Source organism: Roseibium sp. (genome assembly GCF_050301095.1).
GTDB lineage: Bacteria > Pseudomonadota > Alphaproteobacteria > Rhizobiales > Stappiaceae > Roseibium.
In genome coordinates, this window is record NZ_JBNKYW010000299.1 from 1 (window position 1) to 18845 (window position 18845).

Genomic DNA, 18845 nt, shown 5'->3' on the forward strand with positions numbered 1-18845 from the left:
GGCCACGTCGAGCGCGTTGAGCGTTAGTTGATGGATCGAGGTGCCCGCTGTCACTGCGGTCGACCTCATCGGCCCGGCGGATGCCGAACCTTCTGCCGTCGTGGCCGAACGCGTGATTGCCGCCCGCAAAATCCAGGAACAGCGGTTTCTGGAGCTCGGCCTTGCCTGCCGCACCAACGCCCAGGCGCCGGCTTCCGCCGTCGAAACCATGACGAGGCCCGACGCAAGGGGCCTTGCCTTCCTGCGCGAAGCCGCCGAACGGCTCCGCATGAGCGCCCGCGGTTACCACCGCGTCCTCAAGCTCGCCCGCACCCTGGCCGACCTCGACGGTCAGGACACGGTCGGCCGCATCCACCTGGCCGAGGCGCTAAGCTACCGGGGAGAGGATGTGTCGAGGCGGGCGGCGTGAGGCTACTCGATTTCGCCTTGCCACCACCGTCAGAAACTGGTCACCACCGTTGCGCCAACGGAGCTGAACGTGTCCATGGAGGTCAGCGCGGCAATGGATTGTTCCAGGCTGATGGTCTCGCCGATCAGCCTGTCCGGGCTCAGCTTGCCGGTTGCCACCATGTCCAGCATGGCGCCGTAGCGGTGGGCCTGCATGCCGTGGCTGCCGAGGATTTCCAGTTCATGGGCGATCACCTTGGCCATCGGCACCTGCGGGGTTGCGTGATCGGCCAGCATCAGGCCGATCTGCACGTGGCGGCCGCGCCGGCGCAGGTTCTGGATGGAGTTGAAACAGGTGGCGGGATGGCCGAGCGCATCGACGGAGACATGCGCCCCGCCTTTGGTCATCTCGATCACAGCGGCGGCCACATCCGAGGTCTCGCTGGCGTTGACGGTGGCGACCGCGCCGAGACCGCGGGCCAGCTCCAGTTTTTCGTCCGAAATGTCGACGGCCACCACATTGGCGCCGATGGCATTGGCGATCATGATCGCCGACAGGCCGACGCCGCCGCAGCCGTGTACCGCCACCCATTCGCCGGCGGAAGTCCGGCCCTGGTCGACTATGGCGCGGAACGAGGTGGCGAAGCGGCAGCCAAGACTGGCGGCGGTGGCAAAATCCATGGTCTCCGGCAGGGCGACCAGATTGAGATCGGCCTGATGGATACCGACGAATTCGGCGAAGGAGCCCCAGTGGGTGAAGCCGGGCTGGAACTGGTTGTGGCAGACCTGCTGGTGCCCGGCGTGGCATTCCGGGCAGGCGCCGCAGCCGCCGACAAAGGGCACGGTCACCCGGTCGCCCGCCTTCCAGCGGGTGACGTCCTTGCCCGTCGCCACCACCGTTCCGGCCAGCTCGTGGCCCGGCACATGCGGCAACACGATGTCCGGATCGTGCCCCATCCAGCCGTGCCAGTCGCTGCGGCACACGCCGGTCGCCCCGACCTTGAGCACGACGCCGTGCGGTGCCGGTTCCGGATCGGGCAGCGTCGCCAGTTTCGGGGTCTCGGCAAAGCATTCGAACAGTACGGCTTTCATGGGCGTCCTCTGATTGATCAGGCAAGGTAATGGACAATAGCGCGTTCGGCGCAAACTACCTTGCCAAAATGCCATTTGCTTCAAGAAACCGGTGCGAGTGCCGCCGGGAGACAAAATGCCGGAAACGAAGCGCCCGCAGGTGCTCGTCTGTCCTGAAGCCGCAATTCCACAAGACCGAGCCCTGACGTGCCCGCCAGGCCCCACCGTGCCCAGCTTCGCAGGAAAATCTCACACGACGTCACGGCCGGACGCGACTTCACAATTTCGGGAAGTCACCGGCATTCGGGTTTGGGGAGTTGTCAATTAATCTACCTACTGATAGGTAGGTAACGTTATCTAACCAAATGAAGGAGGGTCTTTCATGAAGATCTATGATGTCGACGGATTTCCAAACCCGGCGCGTGTACGGATTGCCCTTGCCGAAAAAGGCGTGACGGAAAAGGTGGAGTTCGTACCTGTCGATGTGATGGGAGGCGAGCACCGGACACCGGAGTACAGGGCCAAGAACCCGGATGCGGTTGTGCCGTGTCTTGAACTGGAGGACGGCACATTTATCTCCCAATGCAATGCCATCACGGAATATATCGATGCCGCGTTCGACGGACCATCGCTCACCGGTGAAACACCGAGGGAACGTGCGCAGATCGCCATGATGAATCTTCGCGCGGAGAACGGTCTTTTGAATGCCGTCGGCGCCTATTTCCACCATGCAACGCCCGGCCTGGGACCTGACCTGGAGACCTTTCAATGCGCGGAATGGGGGAACAAGCAGAAGGAAGTTGCGAGCGGCACCATGGTCTATCTGGACACAGTCTTGTCCGAAAACGCCTATCTCGCCGGCGACAGGTTCTCAATGGCCGATATCACCGCATTCGCCGGCCTGGCTTTCGCTGACTTTGCAGGCATCGAGATCCCTGAGAGCCTGGAAAACCTCCTTGCCTGGCGCGCGAACGTCGCTTCGCGGCCCTCGATCGCCGCTTGATGCAACACCCCACGCAAGTCGAAACGGAATGAATCAATGGAAATCAACTCGGATTTCACTGCCCGCGTCGTTGTCCACTCCGACGAGCTGGACTGGCAAGCCTCCCCCGTGAAGGGGGTGGACCGGCGGATGCTGGACCGGATTGGCGGCGAAGTGGCGCGCGCGACAACCATCGTTCGTTACGCCCCCGGAAGCCGGTTCTCGGCCCACACGCATACCGGCGGCGAAGAGTTTATCGTGCTGGACGGAGTGTTCCAGGACGAACACGGAGACTTTTCGGCAGGGACCTACGTGCGCAATCCGCCGACCACCAGGCACACGCCCGGTTCGGAACGCGGCTGTACCATCTTTGTCAAGCTCTGGCAGTTCGACATGGAAGACCGCAACCAGTTCCGTAAAAACATGGCCGAGGAGCTGGGCTCCCCGGTGAACGGGGTTGCCTCGGCGGTATTGCACGAAGACGACCGCGAGATTGTTACCTATTATCATCTTGATGCCGGAGCGACGATGTCCTCCAACGCCGAGGGAGGAATTGAGGTTCTGGTCATCGATGGTGAAATCACGTCTGGTGACGACACTCTGGAAAGGAACGGTTGGCTGCGCTTGCCTGAAGGTGAAGGCCTTTCGATCAAGGCCGGACCGGACGGTGCAAGGATCTGGATGAAATCCGGCCACCTGCCCTTTGCGCAGCCCCCGGCGGTGTGACCAATGGGAAGCAGCAACAATATGGCGCTTGTCGCCGGTGCGGGGGCTGGTCTTGGCCAGTCCCTGCTGGCCCGTTTCGAAGCGGCCGGAATGCATCCGGTCGGGCTCGGCCGGACGCGGCCGGCTGATCCTGTCGGGATGTTTCACGAGATCGACCTTTCCGACGAGGCAGAGGTGGCCGACCGGATCGGCAACCTGATTGCCCTGCATGGCCCGCCCAGGATCGTGGTTCACAACACCGCGGAACTTGTGATAGCGCCCTTTGCCGAAACGGCGCTTGCCGATTTCGAGCGCACATGGACCTCCATGGTCCAGACGCTCGTGGTCCTGGCGCAATCCGTGCTGCAGCCCATGGTGCGGGGCGGCGGCGGCACTCTTGTCGTGTCGGGCGCAACCGCATCCTTGCGCGGTGGCGCCAGGTTCTCGGCCTTTGCCTCTGCAAAGTTCGCCCTGCGCGGCTTGACCCAATCGCTGGCCCGCGAATACCAGCCCTTGGGGGTGCACGTGGCCCATGTCATTCTCGATGGGATTATCGACACGGAACGATCACGAAACCTGCACAGCCTGGATCCCTCGAAAATGATGAAACCGGAAGAGATTGCGGAGGCTTACTGGCAACTGGCGCAGCAACCCGGGTCGGCCTGGACTCATGAGCTGGACCTGCGGCCCGCGTCTGAAGGGTTCTGAAGGATGCAGACCGGAACCCTGATCATTGGTGGCGGGTTGGCCGGCCTCGGTCTGGCCAGCCGGCTGGCGGAGCGGAAACACCCGTTTTTGCTGGTGGAAGCCCGGGAGAGGCTTGGCGGGCGCATTCTGACGGAGACGGCACATGGCGGTTATTTCGACCTGGGCCCGGCCTGGTTCTGGCCCGGGCAACCAAGGATCGAGTCGCTCGTCTCCGAGCTCGGTCTCACCCGGTTTGAACAATACGCATCCGGTCAACTGACATACGAAGATGAGCTGGGCAACGTGCAGCGCGGGCGCGGGTTTGCTTCGATGCAGGGCTCCTGCAGACTGGTTGGAGGCCTTGGCGCGCTTGTGCCCGCTCTGTCGGGCAAGCTGCCTCCGAAGAGGGTGCTGACGTCAACCCGGATCACGCAACTCCGCAAGCTGGCCGATGGTGTCCGGGCGACCACCGGGGATGGCCGGTCGATCATCGCGGAACGTGTTGTCCTTGCACTTCCCCCGCGCATCGCCGCGAAGATCGCGTTCTCCCCCGCCCTGCCCGGGCGGGCAACCGCAGCGATGAACGGAATCGCGACCTGGATGGCGGGACAAGCCAAGGCGGTCGCCGTCTTTGAGCGTGCCTTCTGGCGTGAAGCCGGTCTTTCAGGCGATGTCATGAGCCGGCGCGGTCCCATGGCCGAAATACACGATGCGTCGGCTGAAGACGGATCCTTCCACGCGCTTTTCGGTTTCATCGGGGTCCCTCCGCGCGCTCGTTCTGAGGAACGGAGCCTGCGCAAAGCCCTGCTGTCGCAGCTTGAAAGGCTGTTCGGCCCTGCGGCAGCAGAACCGAAAGAGCTCTACCTGAAGGACTGGGCCGCTGATGCGCTCACCGCAACCGAACCGGATCTTCAACCACTTTTTGCGCATCCGCAGTATGGACTGCCCCATGCCTTGACGAACCTCTGGGAGGATCGTGTGTTGCTAGGCGGTACGGAAGTCGCTACTCATTTCGGCGGTTATCTCGAGGGCGCACTGGAGGCGGCGGAGACTGTCCTGAGAAAAGTTGAAAGCGCAAAAAGTCAGAAAAGACATGACCACCGACACGAAAACAGCCCTGCTGGATAGCGCGGAACATGCCTCGCGCGCACGCGGATTCGACGGCTTCAGCTACGCGGATCTGGCAGAAGCCGTTGGAATTCGCAAAGCTTCCATTCACTACCATTTTCCAACAAAGGCAGCCCTGTCCGCCGCGTTGATGGATCGCTACCACGCCTGCCTTGAGCGCACCTGCGCTCAAATCGACTCGCGGCACGAGACGGCTGCCGGACGCCTCAAGGCCCTGATTGACTTTTACCGGGACGCCCTCAATGGCGGCAAGACGCTATGCCTGTGCGTTTCCTTCATCGCGAGCCGTGAGAGTCTTACGGATGATGTGAAGGCCAAGATCAGTGCATTTCGCAAGATGATGATCGACTGGATTCGAGACGTCTACGTGCTTGGCAGCGCTGACAAGACAATCGCCGGAATAACCGACCCGGCCCAGGAGGCCCGCGCGACGCTCGCGTTGCTTGAAGGTGCTCATCTGGCTGCCCGCTCCGATGAGACTATCGAAGTGTTCGATGAAGCTGTCCAGACGCTGTTGTCGCGCTGCAGGCCCTGATCCTAGAGCCACATGAGCACGATTGACGCCATGAGCAGGACGGCGAGCACCAGATTGAGTGTCCGCCATTGCCATTCGTCCCTCAGGACTCTGGCCAATGTCTGGCCCGCCAGGCACCAAAGGGATAGCGAAGCAACTGCAGCAACGCCGAAGGTTGCGCCCAGCAGGGCTGCCAGTTGGACCGGATCTTCCATCAGTGCGGCGAATGAAGCGGCCGCACCTGCCGTCATCGCCCAACCCTTCGGATTGTAATATAGCATCAGGACCCCTCCGAGCACCGTAATTGGTTTCCCGACGCTGCCTTTCGAACCGGGGGCGCCGCTGCGGGCGAGAAGCCAGACCAGCCAGACCAGGTAGATCGAGCCGAGCGACTTGATCAGTATCAGCAGGCCGGGAATGGCCAGCAGGACGCCTGCAAGGCCGAGCGCGGAGACCGCCGACATGGAAGCGAGTCCGACAGCGATGCCGAGCATCAGGGGAACCGAACGCGATAGCCAAAATGGGCGCCGGATGCGGTGGCCAGGGTCTCCACCCGCGCCGTTCAGAAGCCGGTCAGGCCGGCTGCCAGAAAGTAGAGCCCCGCCAGCATCAGGAGGGCCCCGCCCGCGCGCGCCAGATAGATGCCCCTGGGGCTGAGTTTTTCGACCAGTACGAAAAGCGTCAGCCCGACGATCCAGTAAAGGTTCATGATGCCGCCGACAAACAGCAGCGCCATCAGGGCCCAGCAGCAACCGAGGCAATAGAGGCCGTGGTCGGCCCCCATGCGCACAGCGCCGAAGAGCCCGGGATGGCGGTGTTCGGCAAGAAACTGCGCAGGCGAGCGGCATTGGGTGAGACAGGAATGTTTGAGCGGGGAAAACTGGTAGAGCCCGGCCGCCAGCAGGACGGCGCCCGCAAACCAGCGCGACTTGAGCGCCATCATAGACCCGCTGACGAGATCGATGCTTTCAAGGCCCCACTGCAGGCCGGCGGCCAGCGCGCTGAACACCGCCCAGGCAATCAGATAGCCGGACAGGAAAAGCGCTGAATAGAGAACGGCCCTGCTGCTTTCCGGCCCCATCCTTTTCAGGGCGGTGTAGAGAAGCAGCATGGGCGCCGCGCTCGGGGTCATCATGGCGATCATCATGATCCACCACATCAGGAAAACCAGAAGGGCGTAGCCGACGGTCCAGACAGGCGTCATGGGCATGGCCATGGGGTCGCCGATGGGCCGCGCCATCTGTGTCATTTCGACCGCCGTCATGTCCATGCCGACACCGAAGACCGTGTAGAGTCCTGCCAACAGGACCAGAAGTCCCGCCGCGCAGGCAACGATCAGCTGATCTCTCCGGAGCAGTCGTTCAACTGCTCCGGGTTCCGGTGCCGTGCTCTGAGCCGTCATGGCGGGTTTCTGCCGCACTCAGGCGGCGACTCCCTTATGGGTCAGGTTGAGGTTGGCGAGATGGGCATGCGTTCCGCTGAACTGCATGGAAATTTCCCCGCCGCTGGTCCGCGAGGTGCCGGACGCCATTTCGGCGTGGCGGAACTCGAACCCGTTGGGCAATTGGATGGAGACCCGGTGCGGATCGCCGGTGACGATATTCGGGATCGGTCCGACGTCAATGTCGAAAACGCCTGCCACCTTGGCCTTGCCGGTCCGGTCTTCCTGGTCCCAGTCGGCTTCGATCGCCGCGGACAGGGTCGGGTGCCGGTTTGGAGCCATTTTGGAAAAGACGAACCACATGGTCGCCATTTCATCGGTGTCCTCGCCGGTCATGATGGCTTCCAGCGCGGCCTTCTGATCGGCCGTGGCGCGCTCGTCTACGATCAGCTGCATCTGGCCGTTGCCTTCATGGATGGCGCCTGGCCACTTGTAGACACCCGCCGCCTTCAGGCCGTCGAGCTTGGTGTCGCCATAATGGCCCTGTTCGATGTCGTAGACGACGACCGCTTCGCAATTGCCGGTGGTCGGCAGCACACCGAACTGGCACGGGCAGCCGTAGTTGCAGTTGCAGTTCGCGAGTTCTCTTGCCTTTATGCTCCATTCCGTCATTACTTTGTCTCCCTTTGTAAATCAAAGTTCACAGCCAACGACGTCCGCGCGTGTCGGAATTTGCGCGAGCGGATTACGTCAAGGAAATTGGTAATTCATACAATAATTTAGCGTGTATGCTGAAAAGCCTAGCATAAAACTTTGACTAACTGTAGGAAAATTGACGTTGCGGAATATAGCTGCGTTCACACTCAATATCGGCGGCTGGCAAGGGTGAGACCGGGTGGCCGGAGTGTAAGCGTGGCGGCTGGCCGGTAGGCCGGCCGTAACGCATCTACCGGGCGAAAATGCTCTTTGGAGTTTCGTTCTTCAGGAACGGCTTGATGAACGCCATCAACAGGCCGGTCTGGTTGATGATGGCCGGGCGGCCCGCCGGGCATTTGGGTGCGCGGGTCCGGTCCGGGACGGCTTGCCCCGGTACCGGTCATTCCGGTCCGGTAAATGCCGTTTAAGCGGATCCGGCGTTGACCATTCGCCAACGGTGCTGCCTTGGGTTTCAGGTCTGTCGGTTTGTTTTTTCCGCCGCAAACAGCAATTCGATGTAGCGATAGAGATGGTCGACGCTTTCGGCCGCCCTGACCGGTTGCCCGCTTGCCTTGGCGAGAATGAAGGCCCCCTGGATGACGGCCTGGGTGTGCAGGGCGAGCGATTCAGCGGTCCATGAACCGTCCGATCCGTATTTCGCCATTGCCGCCTCGATATCGGCTTCCAGCGTCCGGGCGTGACCTGCAATGCCCTCCCAGCAAGCGGTCTGGATGGCCGGATGCGTGCCGTAGACTTCCTGGGCCATGGTGCCGAGCAAACAGGTGAATTCGGAAAGCGCGCCGCTGATCATGTCCTTCCGGAACGCCACATAGGCCAGAACACGCTGCAGCGGGTCGTCCGGCTGGTGATAGGGTGCGGTCTCAAACAGCGCGCCCGTCACATCCGACCAGTGACTGGCAGCGGCCACCGCCCAGTCTTCCTTGCTCTTGAAGTGGTGGAAGAAACCGCCCTTGGTAACGCCTGCCGCCGCGCAGATCTCGTCGACATTCGTGGACGAATATCCTTTTTCACGCACGATCTTCAGCGCTGCGTCCAGCAGCTTGTCCTTCGCGGTCGCTTTTCCGGCTTTGGCCATCTCGTCTCCTTGTTGACCGAAAACATACCAACCGGTTGGTATTTATGTCAACACGGAAACCGGCCTGGCACAAGGTGCCCGGAAGGGAACCTTGGAATATCCCGCTTCCAAGGGAAAGGTCTCCGAAACCGTTTCTTGTAATGTTTCCGGTTGCGACCCATTTCTTGGAACGGGTTTTGATACAGGAGAACATTCATGCTGATCACCACGACCAACACCATCGAGGGCCGGGACCTGGATTACAAGGGGCTGGTGACCGGCGAAGCGATCCTGGGCGCCAATCTCTTCAAGGATATTTTCGCGGGCATCCGCGACATTGTCGGTGGCCGGTCGGGCGCCTATGAGCAGGAACTGGCGAAGGCGCGCCAGATAGCCCTCGACGAAATGAGCGCCCGCGCGCAGGCACTGGGCGGCAATGCCGTGATCGGCGTTGATCTCGATTACGAAACGGTCGGCCAGAACGGATCCATGCTCATGGTCAGTGCCACAGGCACGGCGGTTGTCGTCCGCTAGGGCCGGCGGCATGACGGCCGATGTCCGCATTGTGGCCGGGTTCCCCGAAAACCAGAGGCCGGTTGCCGCCAGACTGTTCTGGCAGGCCTTTTCGGGAAAACTCGGCAAGGTGCTTGCCCCGGAGGCGAAGGCGCTTTGTCTCCTCGAGCGCATTCTCGACCCGCGTTTTGCCATCAGTGCCCTCACCCCGGACGGCCGCCTGACGGGCATGGCGGGCTACAAGACCGGCGATGGCGCGCTGACCGGCGGCGGCTTCAAGGAAATGGCGGCTGTCTACGGCCTGTTCGGCGGTCTCTGGCGCGGCCTGCTTCTCGATATGCTGGATAGGGAAACCGAGCCGGACATTCTCTTGATGGACGGAATATTTGTAAGCGCAGACGCGCGCGGAAAAGGCGTCGGCGGCAGGCTCCTGGAGGCGGTCTGCGAAGAAGCCCGGGGACGGAGCCTTGCCCGTGTGCGGCTGGACGTCATCGACACCAATCCGCGTGCCCGCGCACTCTATGAACGCGCCGGGTTCGAACCTGCCGGTGAAGAAACGACGGGCATCTTCAAAGGTCTTTTCGGTTTTTCCTCGGCAACGCGGATGGAACGACGGGTTTGAGAGCTGGTCGAAAGCCCCTTTTCAATGGGTCAGGCGCAAAGCCAGCTCAACTGCCCGGTCCCAGGAAATGCCTTCCCGCTGGTCGACGGCAAGCGGATGATCCTGGTCATTGTGGATTTCGATCCGGGGGCGTTCCTTGCCCCACGCCACGTTGGTCGGCAGGCTGACGATTTCTCCGCTCTCCCCGACATAGCCGGGCAGCGTCACCGCCAGCCAGCCGAAGGAGCTGTCCCCCGTCTGGTCCTCGTCGAAGGTTTCGGCATACCGGTCGAAGCTCTCCTTGCTCTGGGATACCCACAGACCCCACAGGAAGCTGTCGTTCGTTTCCTTGATCGGAACTTCCAGCGTGACACGAATGAAGAAGAACTCGTCATCCAGAATGCAAAGGTCGCTATCGAGCCGCACGCGCCTGGCACGCTCTTTCTCCGGAATGGAGTAGGTGTGCCAGGGTTCATTATAAGCGAATGACGGCCCGCCCTCGTGGACCTTGCCGCAGCAGGAGCACTTGAACGAGAAGGTTTTCTTGTGGCCGTCAATCGCGATCGGCATGGCGGTTGTCCCGGGTTTAGAGTCCTTCGAACAGTGCCGTCGACAGGTAGCGCTCGGCGAAGGACGGGATGATCACGACGATGTTCTTGCCGGCCATGTCGTCCTGCTGACCGACGCGGATTGCCGCCGTCAGGGCCGCACCGGAGGAAATGCCGACCGGAACGCCTTCGGTCCTGGCCACCTCGCGGGCCATGGCGAAGGCGTCTTCGTTGGAAACGGTCTGAACTTCGTCGAAAACGGAAGTGTCGAGCACGCCCGGCACGAAACCGGCACCGATACCCTGGATCTTGTGCGGGCCCGGCTCGCCACCGGACAGGATCGGGCTGTCGGCCGGCTCCACCGCGACCACACGAAGGTCCGGCTTGCGCTGCTTCAGCACCTGGCTGACGCCGGTGATGGTGCCGCCCGTGCCGATGCCGGAAACGAAGACGTCGATGCTGCCATCTGTGTCGTTCCAGATTTCCTCAGCCGTGGTATTGCGGTGGATTTCCGGGTTGGCCGGGTTCTCGAACTGCTGCGGCATCACCGCGCCGTCGATTTCGGAAATGAGTTCCTCGGCGCGGGCAATGGCGCCCTTCATGCCCTTGGGGCCTTCCGTCAGTTCCAGTTCCGCGCCCAGGATCTTGAACATCTTGCGCCGTTCCACCGACATGGTCTCCGGCATCACCAGGATCAGCCGGTACCCCTTGGCGGCGGCGACGAAGGCCAGCGCGATGCCGGTGTTGCCGGAGGTCGGCTCGACCAGGGTGGTCTCGCCCGGCGTGATCCGGCCGGCTTCTTCCATGGCCTCGATCATGGCTACGCCGATGCGATCCTTGACGCTGGCGATCGGATTGAAGAACTCCAGCTTGGCGAGAAGATTGCCCTTGACGCCATGAGCCTTTGCAAGACGGTCGAGCCGCACGATGGGGGTATCGCCGATGGTATCGGTTATGGAGGAATAGATTTTCCCGCGGCCGCTGGTCTTGATGGTCATCGCAGTCTCCCAATTTGGCCGGAGTGGTCTTCCGCCGGCATTGATCTCTTTCGGAGCGGTAAGATAGTACGCTCGCGCGCAAGTTTTAAGAGCCATAACGCGCCTTTGAGACGGGCGCGGTAAAACGGTTTTCCTTAAAAGCTCTCAGCCTTGGAAAAGAGCAGGCCGGGCAGTTCCCTCATGCTTTCAAAGAGGATAGCGCCTGCGGAACGCAAGGCGTCGCGGTCGCAGGCCGGGTCTTCGACGAAGGCAAAGGCGCGCATACCGGCCGCCTTCGCAGCCAGGACGCCGGGGACGCTGTCCTCGATCACCGTACAGTTTTCCGGCAGGTGTCCCATGGTCTTCGCCGCCAGCAGGAAGACATCCGGGGCCGGCTTGCCACGGGCGCAGTCTTCTGCGGAAAAAAGTTTTCCCTCCAGCCGTGGCAAAAGCCCGCTGCTGCCGAGGGTCGTGCGCATCTTCTCGTGCCTGCCGGAGGAGCCGACGCAATAGGGCACGTCCCGCCGGTCGAGGTCGTCCAGCACGTCACTGACGCCGGGAATTGCCGGCACCCCGGCCCGGAAAGCCTCCAGATCGCGCCGGCGGACCTGCTCCGGCCAGTCGGCGGCAAGCGCGTGGCCGGTCAGTTCCTCCACCATCTCCCTGACGTTTTCAAGGGTCCGGCCCATGAAGCGCTGCTGGCACTGCGGTCCGGAAATCGGGAAGCCGAGATCCGTCACCAGTTCCGCCAGGATCCGGTTGGCGACACGCTCCGTGTCGACAAGCACGCCGTCGCAATCGAAGATAACGAGACCTGGGGTCATGTTTTTCCCGTGTTTTGTGGAGGACTAGGGTCAGGACCTATTAATATGCTTGAATTGGCGCAGCAAACGGCGATGAGCTGCAAGGAAAATCGCGACAAGCGGGCTTCCTGCCCGGTTGAGCGGTTTGACGCAGCAGATCGAAGCCGTTTTTGCGTCCCTTCGGGATAGGGTGAATTTGCCCGGCAACAGCGTTGCAAACCTTTGGAAACCGGACGGTTTCCTGCAGCTTTGCGCCTCGTATCCGAACAAATTCATCCCTACCATTTCAAGCAGATTAATAGGTCCTGACCCTAGCTGCGGCCGGTCGAGCCGAAGCCACCTGCGCCCCGCTCCGTATCCGAAAGCGTTTCGACCTCCGTGATGGCTGCCTGCAGCACCGGCGCGATTACCATCTGGGCAATCCGGTCGCCGCGATTGATCTCGAAAGGCTCGCTGCCGAGATTGATCAGGATGACCTTCACCTCACCACGATAGTCCGCATCGATGGTGCCGGGCGTGTTCAGAACGGTGACGCCGTGTTTGGCGGCAAGGCCCGAGCGCGGCCGGACCTGGGCCTCGAACCCGGCCGGAAGCGCCATGGCGAGGCCCGTAGGCACCAGCGCCCGCTCGCCCGGCGCCAGCACAAGCGGGTCGCCGACGGCGGCAAGCAGGTCGAGACCGGCTGCGAGTTCCGACTGATAGGCGGGCAGCGGCAGGTCCCTGCCGTGGTCAAGGCGTTTCAACTCAAGCGTTACGGTCATGGTCGGCTTCCGGTTTCAGGTCGGGCCGAGTGACGACATTCGGCGGGCCTTGTCAAGAATGGGGCGGAGAGCGATTGCCTGTTTCCGTTCGTGACATTCAGCAAAATCTTTTTTACGCTTCGTCACGTTGCAGGGGCAGAAGCCCTCAACCGGGAGATTGGCAATATGAAACGTTTGATTTTTGCATTCACGACAGGGGTTTTGCTGCTGAGCACGCCTGCCGCTTTCGCGCAGACCGTGGGGTTTGCCGACGCCATCAAGATTTTGTCCGCCAGCTGCGGCAAGGATATCGACAAATACTGCAAGTCCGCCACGCTGGCGAATTCAGGCATTACCAAATGCCTCAATGAAAACCAGTCAAAAGTGTCCCCGAAGTGCACTGCCGATGTTGCTGTGGTGACCTCGCTCATTCAGGAGCGGCTCGCCGCCCAGGCCGCTGCGCCCAAGATCTGTGCCAATGATGCGCGCGAGCGTTGCAAGGGCGTCAAGGAAGGCGCCGGTCACATCCTGCGCTGCCTTTTGAAGGCCGAGCGTTCCGTCAGCAAGAAATGCAACACCGCCATCGATCTGGCCGGTTACCGCTAAGACCGTCTCGGGAGAATTTCCATGAAAAGATTGCTTCTGGCCGGTATCTCGGCCGCATTTCTCGCCGCGTCCGTGTCTGCCGTGGCCGCACAGACCAAATTGAGTCGCAACGAGATCATCAACTCCCTCCAGGGTGCCCAGGAGGAAGTCAACGTCAGCGCGGACGAACTGCAGAAGGCCGCGATCGAGAACATCAAGAAATATCCGGGCGACAACTCGCCGCAAAGCCTGCCGCTGGCGGACAAGCTGGCGAGCCTCAGGCAGTTCAACGTCGAAATCACCTTCGATTTCGACAGCGCACGCATCCGGCCGGAATCCTATGAAACCGTCGGCCTGATCGCCGATGCGCTGCACACGCCCTACTTGCAGGGCCAAACCTTCTTCATCGTCGGCCACACCGATGCGAAGGGCGCGCGCGAATACAATCTGGAGCTTTCCATCAAGCGGGCGCAGGCCGTTCGCGAGGCCCTGGTGACGACCTTCCGCGTGCCGGGAGAATACCTGTTTGCGGTTGGCCTCGGAGAGGAGCAGCTCCGCGATCCCTCGCAGCCGGATGCAGCCATCAACCGCCGCGTTCAGTTGATCAATCTCGGTTACAAATAGTCCACGTATGCTCTTTGGGGCATGACTGCCCCCGGGCCTTCCGGTCCGGGGGCATTTCTCTATCCGCTTCCGGACGGGATTGTTCAAAAATCCGGAACGGCCCTTCTTGGAATTTCGCTCTATTTTAATTGTCCGGACGGATTATCTACAGCGCATGAGCACTGATGGAGTGAATGCAGTGACAAACCTTCCGACCGGGCCCGGTTCCGTGTTTTTCGCGCATGGCGCGCCGACGCTGGCGCTGGAAGACACGGCGGCGAGCCGGTTTCTGAAGACTTTTTCGGGCAATCTGCCGGTGCCGGAGGCGATCCTGATCCTCTCTGCCCATTGGGAGACCGACGGCTTGAAGCTCTCCGCGCCGGGCCCGCTCAGGACCTGCCACGATTTCCGGGGCTTTCCCGCGCCACTCTACGATATCCGCTATCCGGCTTTCGCCGACGAACAATTTGTCGACGAGACTGCCCGCCTTCTTGAGGCTAACGGCTATGAGGTGGAACTGGACGGTGACTGGGGCCTCGACCACGGCGCCTGGGTTCCGCTTTCCCTTGCCTATCCCGAAGCGGATGTTCCCGTCATCGCCCTGTCCTTGCCTCACGGCAGCACGCCGGAAAGCGTCTTTGCGCTGGGACGTGTCCTTGCGCCGCTGAAGGACAGGGGATTTCTGATCGCGGGATCGGGCAACACCACCCACAATCTGCGGCAAATCTATCCGCAGGGCAGCGAGGCGCCGCTTTGGGCGGTAGGCTTCGACCGCTGGCTGGACGAGGGGCTGCGGTCGGGATCGATCGGTTATTTCAAGGATCTTGCCTCGGCGCCGGATTACCGGCAGAACCACCCGACGGACGAGCATCTGCTGCCACTGTTTTTCGCCTTCGGCGCCGGGGGGCCGGGGGCAAAACCGGAGCTGCTTCACCGCAGCTACGAATACGGCTCCATCAGCATGAGTTATTTCCGTTTCGCTGCCTGAGCCGCGTGGTCAAAGGTTCCGGCAACCGGACTCCAAACAAGACGTAAAAGACGTTAATGCAGCCTGTGTGTGCAATCGCGTGAGGTTTGCAATGTCTGCTCTGAAGTCCATCCGGTCCATCGACTACACCGTGATCTTCGCCCGAGACTTGCCGGCGATGCGCCGGTTCTACGCCGACGTCCTGCAGTTTTCCTCTGATCCGGGACCTGGGACCGCAATGGATTGAATACGCCGTCGGTGATCAGGTGCTGGCACTCACGGAACACGGGCTCATCTGGAACGACACGCCGCCCGCATCCGGTCAGCTGTCGCTGCAACTGGCTTTCCGCGTTTCTCCTGAAGAGGTGCAGGCCTGCGTGGACGAGCTTGAAGCTGCCGAAAACAAGCTGCAGGACCGCGGCCATTCCCTTTCAGACCGGCCTTCGAAACCATTCGGCATTGACCGCGCACCGCCGCGCCAAACTTCGTCGATCATGCTAAGCTGACCTAAGGTAAAGTTTGGGCCTCGACACCGGTTCGCCGAGCGAGGCAAATTGAGGGAGGAAGGGAATATGTCGTCTGGCTCCTTGCGCGACCGTGCCGGAAACACCGTTTCAGCGGACACGATCAGCGGCTTTTCCGAAACCGTGCGCGGTGAATTAATACTTCCCGGCGACGACGGCTACGAAGATGCCCGCCATATCTGGAACGGGTTGATCGACAAGAAACCCGGTGCGATCCTGAAATGCAGCGGCACGGCGGATGTGGCTGCAGCAGTCCGATTTGCGCGGGACAACAACCTTCTCGTTGCCGTTCGCGGTGGCGGCCACAATGTCGGCGGCCGGGCGCTTTGCGACGACGGCCTTGTTATCGACCTGTCCGCAATGCGCGCCGTTCATGTCGACCCGGCGGCGCAGACCGCCCGGGTTCAGGGCGGCGCGACGCTCGGGGACGTTGACCGCGAAACCCATCTGCACGGCCTCGCCGTGCCCTTCGGTGTCATCTCCAAGACGGGAGTGGCCGGGTTGACGCTTGGCGGCGGTGTCGGCTGGCTCGTGCGCAAGTACGGACCGACTTGCGACAACGTTCTGGAGATGGAAGTCGTCACGGCCGACGGTGAAGTGCGCACGGTCAATGCGAAGGAAAACGCCGATCTTTTCTGGGCCATTCGCGGTGGCGGCGGCAACTTCGGCGTTGTCACGTCTTTCCTCTATCAGGCCTATCCCGTGTCCACCGTGCTCGGCGGGCTGATCATCTATTCCCGGGAGGCCGCACCGGAAGTCATTCGCGGCTACAGGGAAGTCATGGCAACCGCCCCGGAGGACCTGACGGCCTATGTCGGCATGATCTGGACACCTGACGGCATACCGGCCACGGCCATCATTCCGTGCTGGAGCGGCGCGGATCTCGACGAAGGCGAAAAGGTCATGGCGCCGCTGAAGACGCTCGGCGAGCCGTTGATGGTGGCCGTCCAGCCGATGCCGTTCCCGGCGATGCAGTCCATCCTGGACGAAGCCTTTCCGGCAGGGACCCGCAATTACTGGAAATCGGCCTTTGTGAAGGAGTTGTCGGACGAAGTGATCGACATCCTCACGGAACAGGCGAAGGGCATGACATCGCCCATGTCCGGCCTTCTGGTGGAATATTACGGCGGGGCCGGCGGCCGCCGCTCGCCGGAAGAGAATGCGTTCGCGCAGCGCAATTCCGATTTCCTCATCGGCTTCATGCCGCAATGGACGGATCCGGCGGACGACGATTATCAGATCGGCTGGGCAAAATCCGCGTGGGAAGCCATCCAGCCCCATGCGACCGGCGGTTATCTCCTGAACTATCTGTCCGAGGGCGAACAGGATGCGGTCCAGGCAGCTTTCGGTACAAACTACACGCGCCTGCGGGAACTGAAGAAAACCTATGACCCGGACAATTTCTTCAGCCTGAACCAGAACATCCAGCCGGCTGGATGATCGGGCCATTGACCGGGTCACGGTTGGATTTGAACATTCTGCCGGACCCGGTTTGGTTTTTGACCACGGGATATGTAGAAGACCGGCTAGCCGCAAGGATGATCCGAAACCGGATGGTCTGCGTGCTTGCTGGTGGCAACAACGCGTGGGTTTGCGTCCGGCAACGCCTGCTTCGGCGGGATGCTTGTCCATCGTCCCGCTCAGGACTTTGGCAGTGCGGACCAAGATGTGGCGCGTCGCGGTTTTCTTGTTCGTATCCTGATTCTCGATAATTTTTGAAAATACTTGAAGAAAATCGACCAGATAGAAAAACATTCTGTCAATTCTTACACGTAGAGGTTTTTATTTCAATGGAGGTGCACGCAGCTTTTTAGAAGGAAAATCCTGCAATCTCCGCGTTTTTGTTGATATGTCCTCTTTTTAACTAGGTATTAGTTCTCTGAATCGTAGCTTCATCTCAGCTAAAGAGGTGAAAAATGACTCCATTGCAAAGAATATCAATGGTATTAGCTCTGGCAACTGGCGTAGGATTGCTAACAAATGACGCTAATGCGGTTGAATCAAATCATCTATCAGAGATCAGGAGTCTCGTAAAAAATAACAATATACGTGGGTTGATGTCATTTATTGCACGCAACCCACAGGTGTTGGACAGCTCGCCCCTTGGGCAATCCCTGTCGGATTTTGCAAATGATCCGCCAGATGCTGTGGAGCGTTTCTTTGGGGCAGGTATTCCAGGAGATTTGTCCAGCATTGCTGAAAGAAGTTCGACGGATTCAAGCCTGTATTAACTTGAGTTTGGTTCTGTACTGCAAAAATTGAAGTAAATTTATAGAAAAAGAAGATTGCTTCATCTTGTGGTTCGAATTGGCTCTAAAAGACTGCGCGCGCAAAGAGCAAGTGTTGCTTCAGCGCCAAGGGAGAAGCGGAAGTGTCTGCAATCGACGTGAATGCATGGGCAGGCACCACGCTCCCTGATAGCCTTGGAGCGCATCCGGGGATGACAACGCGTAGGGAAAGGGCTCTGCTCTTTTCAGCTGCGCGAGACCATTTCCTCAACAAAGGCGTCATCGTCGATGCGGGAATTTTTCTCGGGGCATCGACGGCAGCTTTTGCCCAAGGTCTGCGAGAAAACCCCAATTGCGCAAATGGCTGCGCAAATAGAATTGTCAGCTACGACATCGCCAGATGGGTCAAAAGCATGGACCGGTATCTGGAGACCTTGACCGACCTGCCAGGCGTTGAGGTTCCGGAACTGGAACCCGGGCAGAGCTTCGAGCCGCTGCTGCGGCAATTGCTTTCCACCTACCAGCCGATGATTGACCTGAAAATTGGCGACCTGCTGAAGATGGCGCCGTCTTTTGCGCAGCCGGTCGAGATTGCCTTCTTTGACTGCCTCAAGACCTATGAACGCGATTTCGCGGCCTTTAGATCCTTCACGCCGCATTACATCGAAGGTCACACGGTCATATTTCAGCAAGACTACTTCTATGAATCTGCAGCCTATAACAAAGTCAGGTGCGAGTACTACATAGATCACTACGAGTATCTGGGTCAGGTCGATGACACGGCGGTGTTCCTGTATCTGAAGAAGATCGACATTCCGGCCGATGAGGCGGATCCTGTGAAGAATCTTCCCGCAGGTGAGAAGGTAAGGCTGATCGATCTTGCTGCCGACAGGGCGCAATCGCAGAAGAAACGACTGCTTGTAAGGCTTTCGGCACTCGAGCTTCTGATCGATGAGGGGCAGCATGAGTTGGCGCAAAGCCGGGCCGCGATCCTGAATGAGGAAATCATGAAGGCGGACCTGGACCAGATTACCCGCCGCCCGGGTCTTGTGCTGGAGGCACAGAAAAAACGGTTGTCATCCATTGAGTGAGGCACATGCGCCGCGTTCTCGTTCCGAAGGGGTGCGCGG

Annotated in this window: 24 protein-coding genes and 1 pseudogene; 16 read left to right on the plus strand and 9 right to left on the minus strand. The window is 60.5% G+C overall.

What is annotated here, in order from left to right; all coding sequences use genetic code 11:
- Positions 1–34 precede the first annotated feature (34 nt).
- A pseudogene (locus ACQY7U_RS26050) lies at positions 35–409 on the plus strand (YifB family Mg chelatase-like AAA ATPase); the annotation flags it as partial.
- Positions 410–438: 29 nt separating this feature from the next.
- On the opposite strand, the gene ACQY7U_RS26055 reads toward ACQY7U_RS26050, so the two are convergent.
- Positions 439–1479, minus strand: a complete 1041-nt coding sequence (locus ACQY7U_RS26055; protein ID WP_428651484.1) for a zinc-dependent alcohol dehydrogenase family protein — start codon at positions 1477–1479, stop codon at positions 439–441.
- A gap of 361 nt (positions 1480–1840) precedes the next feature.
- On the opposite strand from ACQY7U_RS26055, the gene ACQY7U_RS26060 reads away from it, so the two are divergent.
- From ACQY7U_RS26060 to ACQY7U_RS26080, 5 genes are read left to right on the plus strand one after another with little or no spacing between them, the layout of a single operon-like run.
- Positions 1841–2461, plus strand: coding sequence for a glutathione S-transferase family protein (locus ACQY7U_RS26060; protein WP_428651487.1), 621 nt, complete (start codon positions 1841–1843; stop codon positions 2459–2461).
- Between the two features lie 36 nt (positions 2462–2497).
- Positions 2498–3166: a cupin domain-containing protein gene (locus ACQY7U_RS26065; RefSeq protein ID WP_428651489.1), complete on the plus strand. Its 669-nt coding sequence runs from the start codon at positions 2498–2500 to the stop codon at positions 3164–3166.
- 3 nt (positions 3167–3169) lie between these two features.
- Positions 3170–3853: an SDR family NAD(P)-dependent oxidoreductase gene (locus tag ACQY7U_RS26070; RefSeq protein WP_428651492.1), complete on the plus strand. Its 684-nt coding sequence runs from the start codon at positions 3170–3172 to the stop codon at positions 3851–3853.
- A 3-nt stretch (positions 3854–3856) separates the two neighbouring features.
- On the plus strand, positions 3857–4960 hold the full coding sequence (locus ACQY7U_RS26075; RefSeq protein ID WP_428651494.1) for a flavin monoamine oxidase family protein: 1104 nt from the start codon (positions 3857–3859) through the stop codon (positions 4958–4960).
- Complete coding sequence (locus ACQY7U_RS26080; protein ID WP_428651497.1) at positions 4926–5495, plus strand: TetR/AcrR family transcriptional regulator; 570 nt, start codon at positions 4926–4928, stop codon at positions 5493–5495. Before ACQY7U_RS26075 ends, ACQY7U_RS26080 begins: the two co-directional genes overlap by 35 nt.
- 2 nt (positions 5496–5497) lie before the next feature.
- On the opposite strand, the gene ACQY7U_RS26085 is transcribed toward ACQY7U_RS26080, so the two are convergent.
- From ACQY7U_RS26085 to ACQY7U_RS26100, 4 genes are all read right to left on the minus strand, one after another.
- Complete coding sequence (locus ACQY7U_RS26085) at positions 5498–5968, minus strand: LysE family translocator (RefSeq protein ID WP_428651500.1); 471 nt, start codon at positions 5966–5968, stop codon at positions 5498–5500.
- Positions 5969–6036: 68 nt separating this feature from the next.
- The gene (locus ACQY7U_RS26090; RefSeq protein WP_428651503.1) at positions 6037–6876 is read right to left on the minus strand and encodes a DUF2182 domain-containing protein; all 840 of its coding nucleotides are present in this window, start codon (positions 6874–6876) and stop codon (positions 6037–6039) included.
- Between the two features lie 18 nt (positions 6877–6894).
- Positions 6895–7527 carry a DUF1326 domain-containing protein gene (locus tag ACQY7U_RS26095; RefSeq protein ID WP_428651506.1) on the minus strand — a complete coding sequence of 211 codons (633 nt, stop codon included), beginning with the start codon at positions 7525–7527 and terminating at the stop codon, positions 6895–6897.
- Between the two features lie 496 nt (positions 7528–8023).
- On the minus strand, positions 8024–8647 hold the full coding sequence (locus ACQY7U_RS26100; RefSeq protein WP_428651509.1) for a TetR/AcrR family transcriptional regulator: 624 nt from the start codon (positions 8645–8647) through the stop codon (positions 8024–8026).
- Between the two features lie 195 nt (positions 8648–8842).
- Between ACQY7U_RS26100 and ACQY7U_RS26105 the strand changes: the two genes are divergently transcribed.
- The gene (locus ACQY7U_RS26105) at positions 8843–9160 is read left to right on the plus strand and encodes a heavy metal-binding domain-containing protein (protein ID WP_428651512.1); all 318 of its coding nucleotides are present in this window, start codon (positions 8843–8845) and stop codon (positions 9158–9160) included.
- 10 nt (positions 9161–9170) lie between these two features.
- Complete coding sequence (locus ACQY7U_RS26110) at positions 9171–9761, plus strand: GNAT family N-acetyltransferase (protein ID WP_428651515.1); 591 nt, start codon at positions 9171–9173, stop codon at positions 9759–9761.
- Positions 9762–9782: 21 nt separating this feature from the next.
- On the opposite strand, the gene ACQY7U_RS26115 is transcribed toward ACQY7U_RS26110, so the two are convergent.
- The 4 genes from ACQY7U_RS26115 to dut all read right to left on the minus strand — a co-directional run bounded on the left by ACQY7U_RS26115 (position 9783) and on the right by dut (position 12829).
- Positions 9783–10310, minus strand: coding sequence for a DUF2199 domain-containing protein (locus tag ACQY7U_RS26115; protein WP_428651518.1), 528 nt, complete (start codon positions 10308–10310; stop codon positions 9783–9785).
- A 16-nt stretch (positions 10311–10326) separates the two neighbouring features.
- Positions 10327–11286, minus strand: a complete 960-nt coding sequence (gene cysK, locus ACQY7U_RS26120) for a cysteine synthase A (RefSeq protein WP_428651521.1) — start codon at positions 11284–11286, stop codon at positions 10327–10329.
- 134 nt (positions 11287–11420) lie between these two features.
- Entirely contained in the window at positions 11421–12089 is a 669-nt protein-coding gene (locus ACQY7U_RS26125) for an HAD family hydrolase (RefSeq protein ID WP_428651524.1), read from the minus strand.
- A 290-nt stretch (positions 12090–12379) separates the two neighbouring features.
- Positions 12380–12829: a dUTP diphosphatase gene (dut, locus tag ACQY7U_RS26130; protein WP_428651527.1), complete on the minus strand. Its 450-nt coding sequence runs from the start codon at positions 12827–12829 to the stop codon at positions 12380–12382.
- A gap of 165 nt (positions 12830–12994) precedes the next feature.
- On the opposite strand from dut, the gene ACQY7U_RS26135 reads away from it, so the two are divergent.
- The 8 genes from ACQY7U_RS26135 (at position 12995) to ACQY7U_RS26170 (ending at position 18806) form a co-directional block, all read left to right on the plus strand.
- Positions 12995–13414 carry a hypothetical protein gene (locus tag ACQY7U_RS26135; RefSeq protein ID WP_428651530.1) on the plus strand — a complete coding sequence of 140 codons (420 nt, stop codon included), beginning with the start codon at positions 12995–12997 and terminating at the stop codon, positions 13412–13414.
- Between the two features lie 21 nt (positions 13415–13435).
- On the plus strand, positions 13436–14017 hold the full coding sequence (locus tag ACQY7U_RS26140) for an OmpA family protein (protein ID WP_428651533.1): 582 nt from the start codon (positions 13436–13438) through the stop codon (positions 14015–14017).
- Between the two features lie 178 nt (positions 14018–14195).
- Positions 14196–14984 carry a dioxygenase family protein gene (locus tag ACQY7U_RS26145; protein WP_428651536.1) on the plus strand — a complete coding sequence of 263 codons (789 nt, stop codon included), beginning with the start codon at positions 14196–14198 and terminating at the stop codon, positions 14982–14984.
- Between the two features lie 91 nt (positions 14985–15075).
- A complete protein-coding gene (locus tag ACQY7U_RS26150; RefSeq protein ID WP_428651539.1) occupies positions 15076–15210 on the plus strand; it encodes a hypothetical protein in 135 nt (44 codons plus the stop codon).
- Positions 15211–15229: 19 nt separating this feature from the next.
- Positions 15230–15469 (plus strand): hypothetical protein, encoded by a 240-nt coding sequence (locus ACQY7U_RS26155; protein ID WP_428651541.1) that lies wholly within the window; start codon positions 15230–15232, stop codon positions 15467–15469.
- Positions 15470–15535: 66 nt separating this feature from the next.
- Positions 15536–16927, plus strand: coding sequence for an FAD-binding oxidoreductase (locus ACQY7U_RS26160; protein WP_428651543.1), 1392 nt, complete (start codon positions 15536–15538; stop codon positions 16925–16927).
- A gap of 476 nt (positions 16928–17403) precedes the next feature.
- Positions 17404–17718: a hypothetical protein gene (locus ACQY7U_RS26165; RefSeq protein ID WP_428651546.1), complete on the plus strand. Its 315-nt coding sequence runs from the start codon at positions 17404–17406 to the stop codon at positions 17716–17718.
- 209 nt (positions 17719–17927) lie between these two features.
- On the plus strand, positions 17928–18806 hold the full coding sequence (locus ACQY7U_RS26170) for a class I SAM-dependent methyltransferase (protein ID WP_428651549.1): 879 nt from the start codon (positions 17928–17930) through the stop codon (positions 18804–18806).
- Positions 18807–18845: the final 39 nt, after the last annotated feature.

Bases quoted from the DNA above. Each gene is read 5' to 3' on its own strand.
- ACQY7U_RS26105 (WP_428651512.1), top strand. From the start codon at position 8,843: ATGCTGATCACCACGACCAACACCATCGAGGGCCGGGACCTGGATTAC.
- ACQY7U_RS26160 (WP_428651543.1), top strand. From the start codon at position 15,536: ATGTCGTCTGGCTCCTTGCGCGACCGTGCCGGAAACACCGTTTCAGCG.
- ACQY7U_RS26140 (WP_428651533.1), top strand. From the start codon at position 13,436: ATGAAAAGATTGCTTCTGGCCGGTATCTCGGCCGCATTTCTCGCCGCG.
- ACQY7U_RS26150 (WP_428651539.1), top strand. From the start codon at position 15,076: ATGTCTGCTCTGAAGTCCATCCGGTCCATCGACTACACCGTGATCTTC.
- ACQY7U_RS26070 (WP_428651492.1), top strand. From the start codon at position 3,170: ATGGGAAGCAGCAACAATATGGCGCTTGTCGCCGGTGCGGGGGCTGGT.
- ACQY7U_RS26165 (WP_428651546.1), top strand. From the start codon at position 17,404: ATGACTCCATTGCAAAGAATATCAATGGTATTAGCTCTGGCAACTGGC.
- ACQY7U_RS26090 (WP_428651503.1), bottom strand. From the start codon at position 6,876: ATGACGGCTCAGAGCACGGCACCGGAACCCGGAGCAGTTGAACGACTG.
- ACQY7U_RS26055 (WP_428651484.1), bottom strand. From the start codon at position 1,479: ATGAAAGCCGTACTGTTCGAATGCTTTGCCGAGACCCCGAAACTGGCG.
- ACQY7U_RS26110 (WP_428651515.1), top strand. From the start codon at position 9,171: ATGACGGCCGATGTCCGCATTGTGGCCGGGTTCCCCGAAAACCAGAGG.
- ACQY7U_RS26095 (WP_428651506.1), bottom strand. From the start codon at position 7,527: ATGACGGAATGGAGCATAAAGGCAAGAGAACTCGCGAACTGCAACTGC.
- ACQY7U_RS26085 (WP_428651500.1), bottom strand. From the start codon at position 5,968: ATGCTCGGCATCGCTGTCGGACTCGCTTCCATGTCGGCGGTCTCCGCG.
- cysK (WP_428651521.1), bottom strand. From the start codon at position 11,286: ATGACCATCAAGACCAGCGGCCGCGGGAAAATCTATTCCTCCATAACC.
- ACQY7U_RS26100 (WP_428651509.1), bottom strand. From the start codon at position 8,647: ATGGCCAAAGCCGGAAAAGCGACCGCGAAGGACAAGCTGCTGGACGCA.
- ACQY7U_RS26125 (WP_428651524.1), bottom strand. From the start codon at position 12,089: ATGACCCCAGGTCTCGTTATCTTCGATTGCGACGGCGTGCTTGTCGAC.
- ACQY7U_RS26115 (WP_428651518.1), bottom strand. From the start codon at position 10,310: ATGCCGATCGCGATTGACGGCCACAAGAAAACCTTCTCGTTCAAGTGC.
- ACQY7U_RS26135 (WP_428651530.1), top strand. From the start codon at position 12,995: ATGAAACGTTTGATTTTTGCATTCACGACAGGGGTTTTGCTGCTGAGC.
- ACQY7U_RS26170 (WP_428651549.1), top strand. From the start codon at position 17,928: ATGACAACGCGTAGGGAAAGGGCTCTGCTCTTTTCAGCTGCGCGAGAC.
- ACQY7U_RS26080 (WP_428651497.1), top strand. From the start codon at position 4,926: ATGACCACCGACACGAAAACAGCCCTGCTGGATAGCGCGGAACATGCC.
- ACQY7U_RS26075 (WP_428651494.1), top strand. From the start codon at position 3,857: ATGCAGACCGGAACCCTGATCATTGGTGGCGGGTTGGCCGGCCTCGGT.
- ACQY7U_RS26060 (WP_428651487.1), top strand. From the start codon at position 1,841: ATGAAGATCTATGATGTCGACGGATTTCCAAACCCGGCGCGTGTACGG.
- ACQY7U_RS26065 (WP_428651489.1), top strand. From the start codon at position 2,498: ATGGAAATCAACTCGGATTTCACTGCCCGCGTCGTTGTCCACTCCGAC.
- dut (WP_428651527.1), bottom strand. From the start codon at position 12,829: ATGACCGTAACGCTTGAGTTGAAACGCCTTGACCACGGCAGGGACCTG.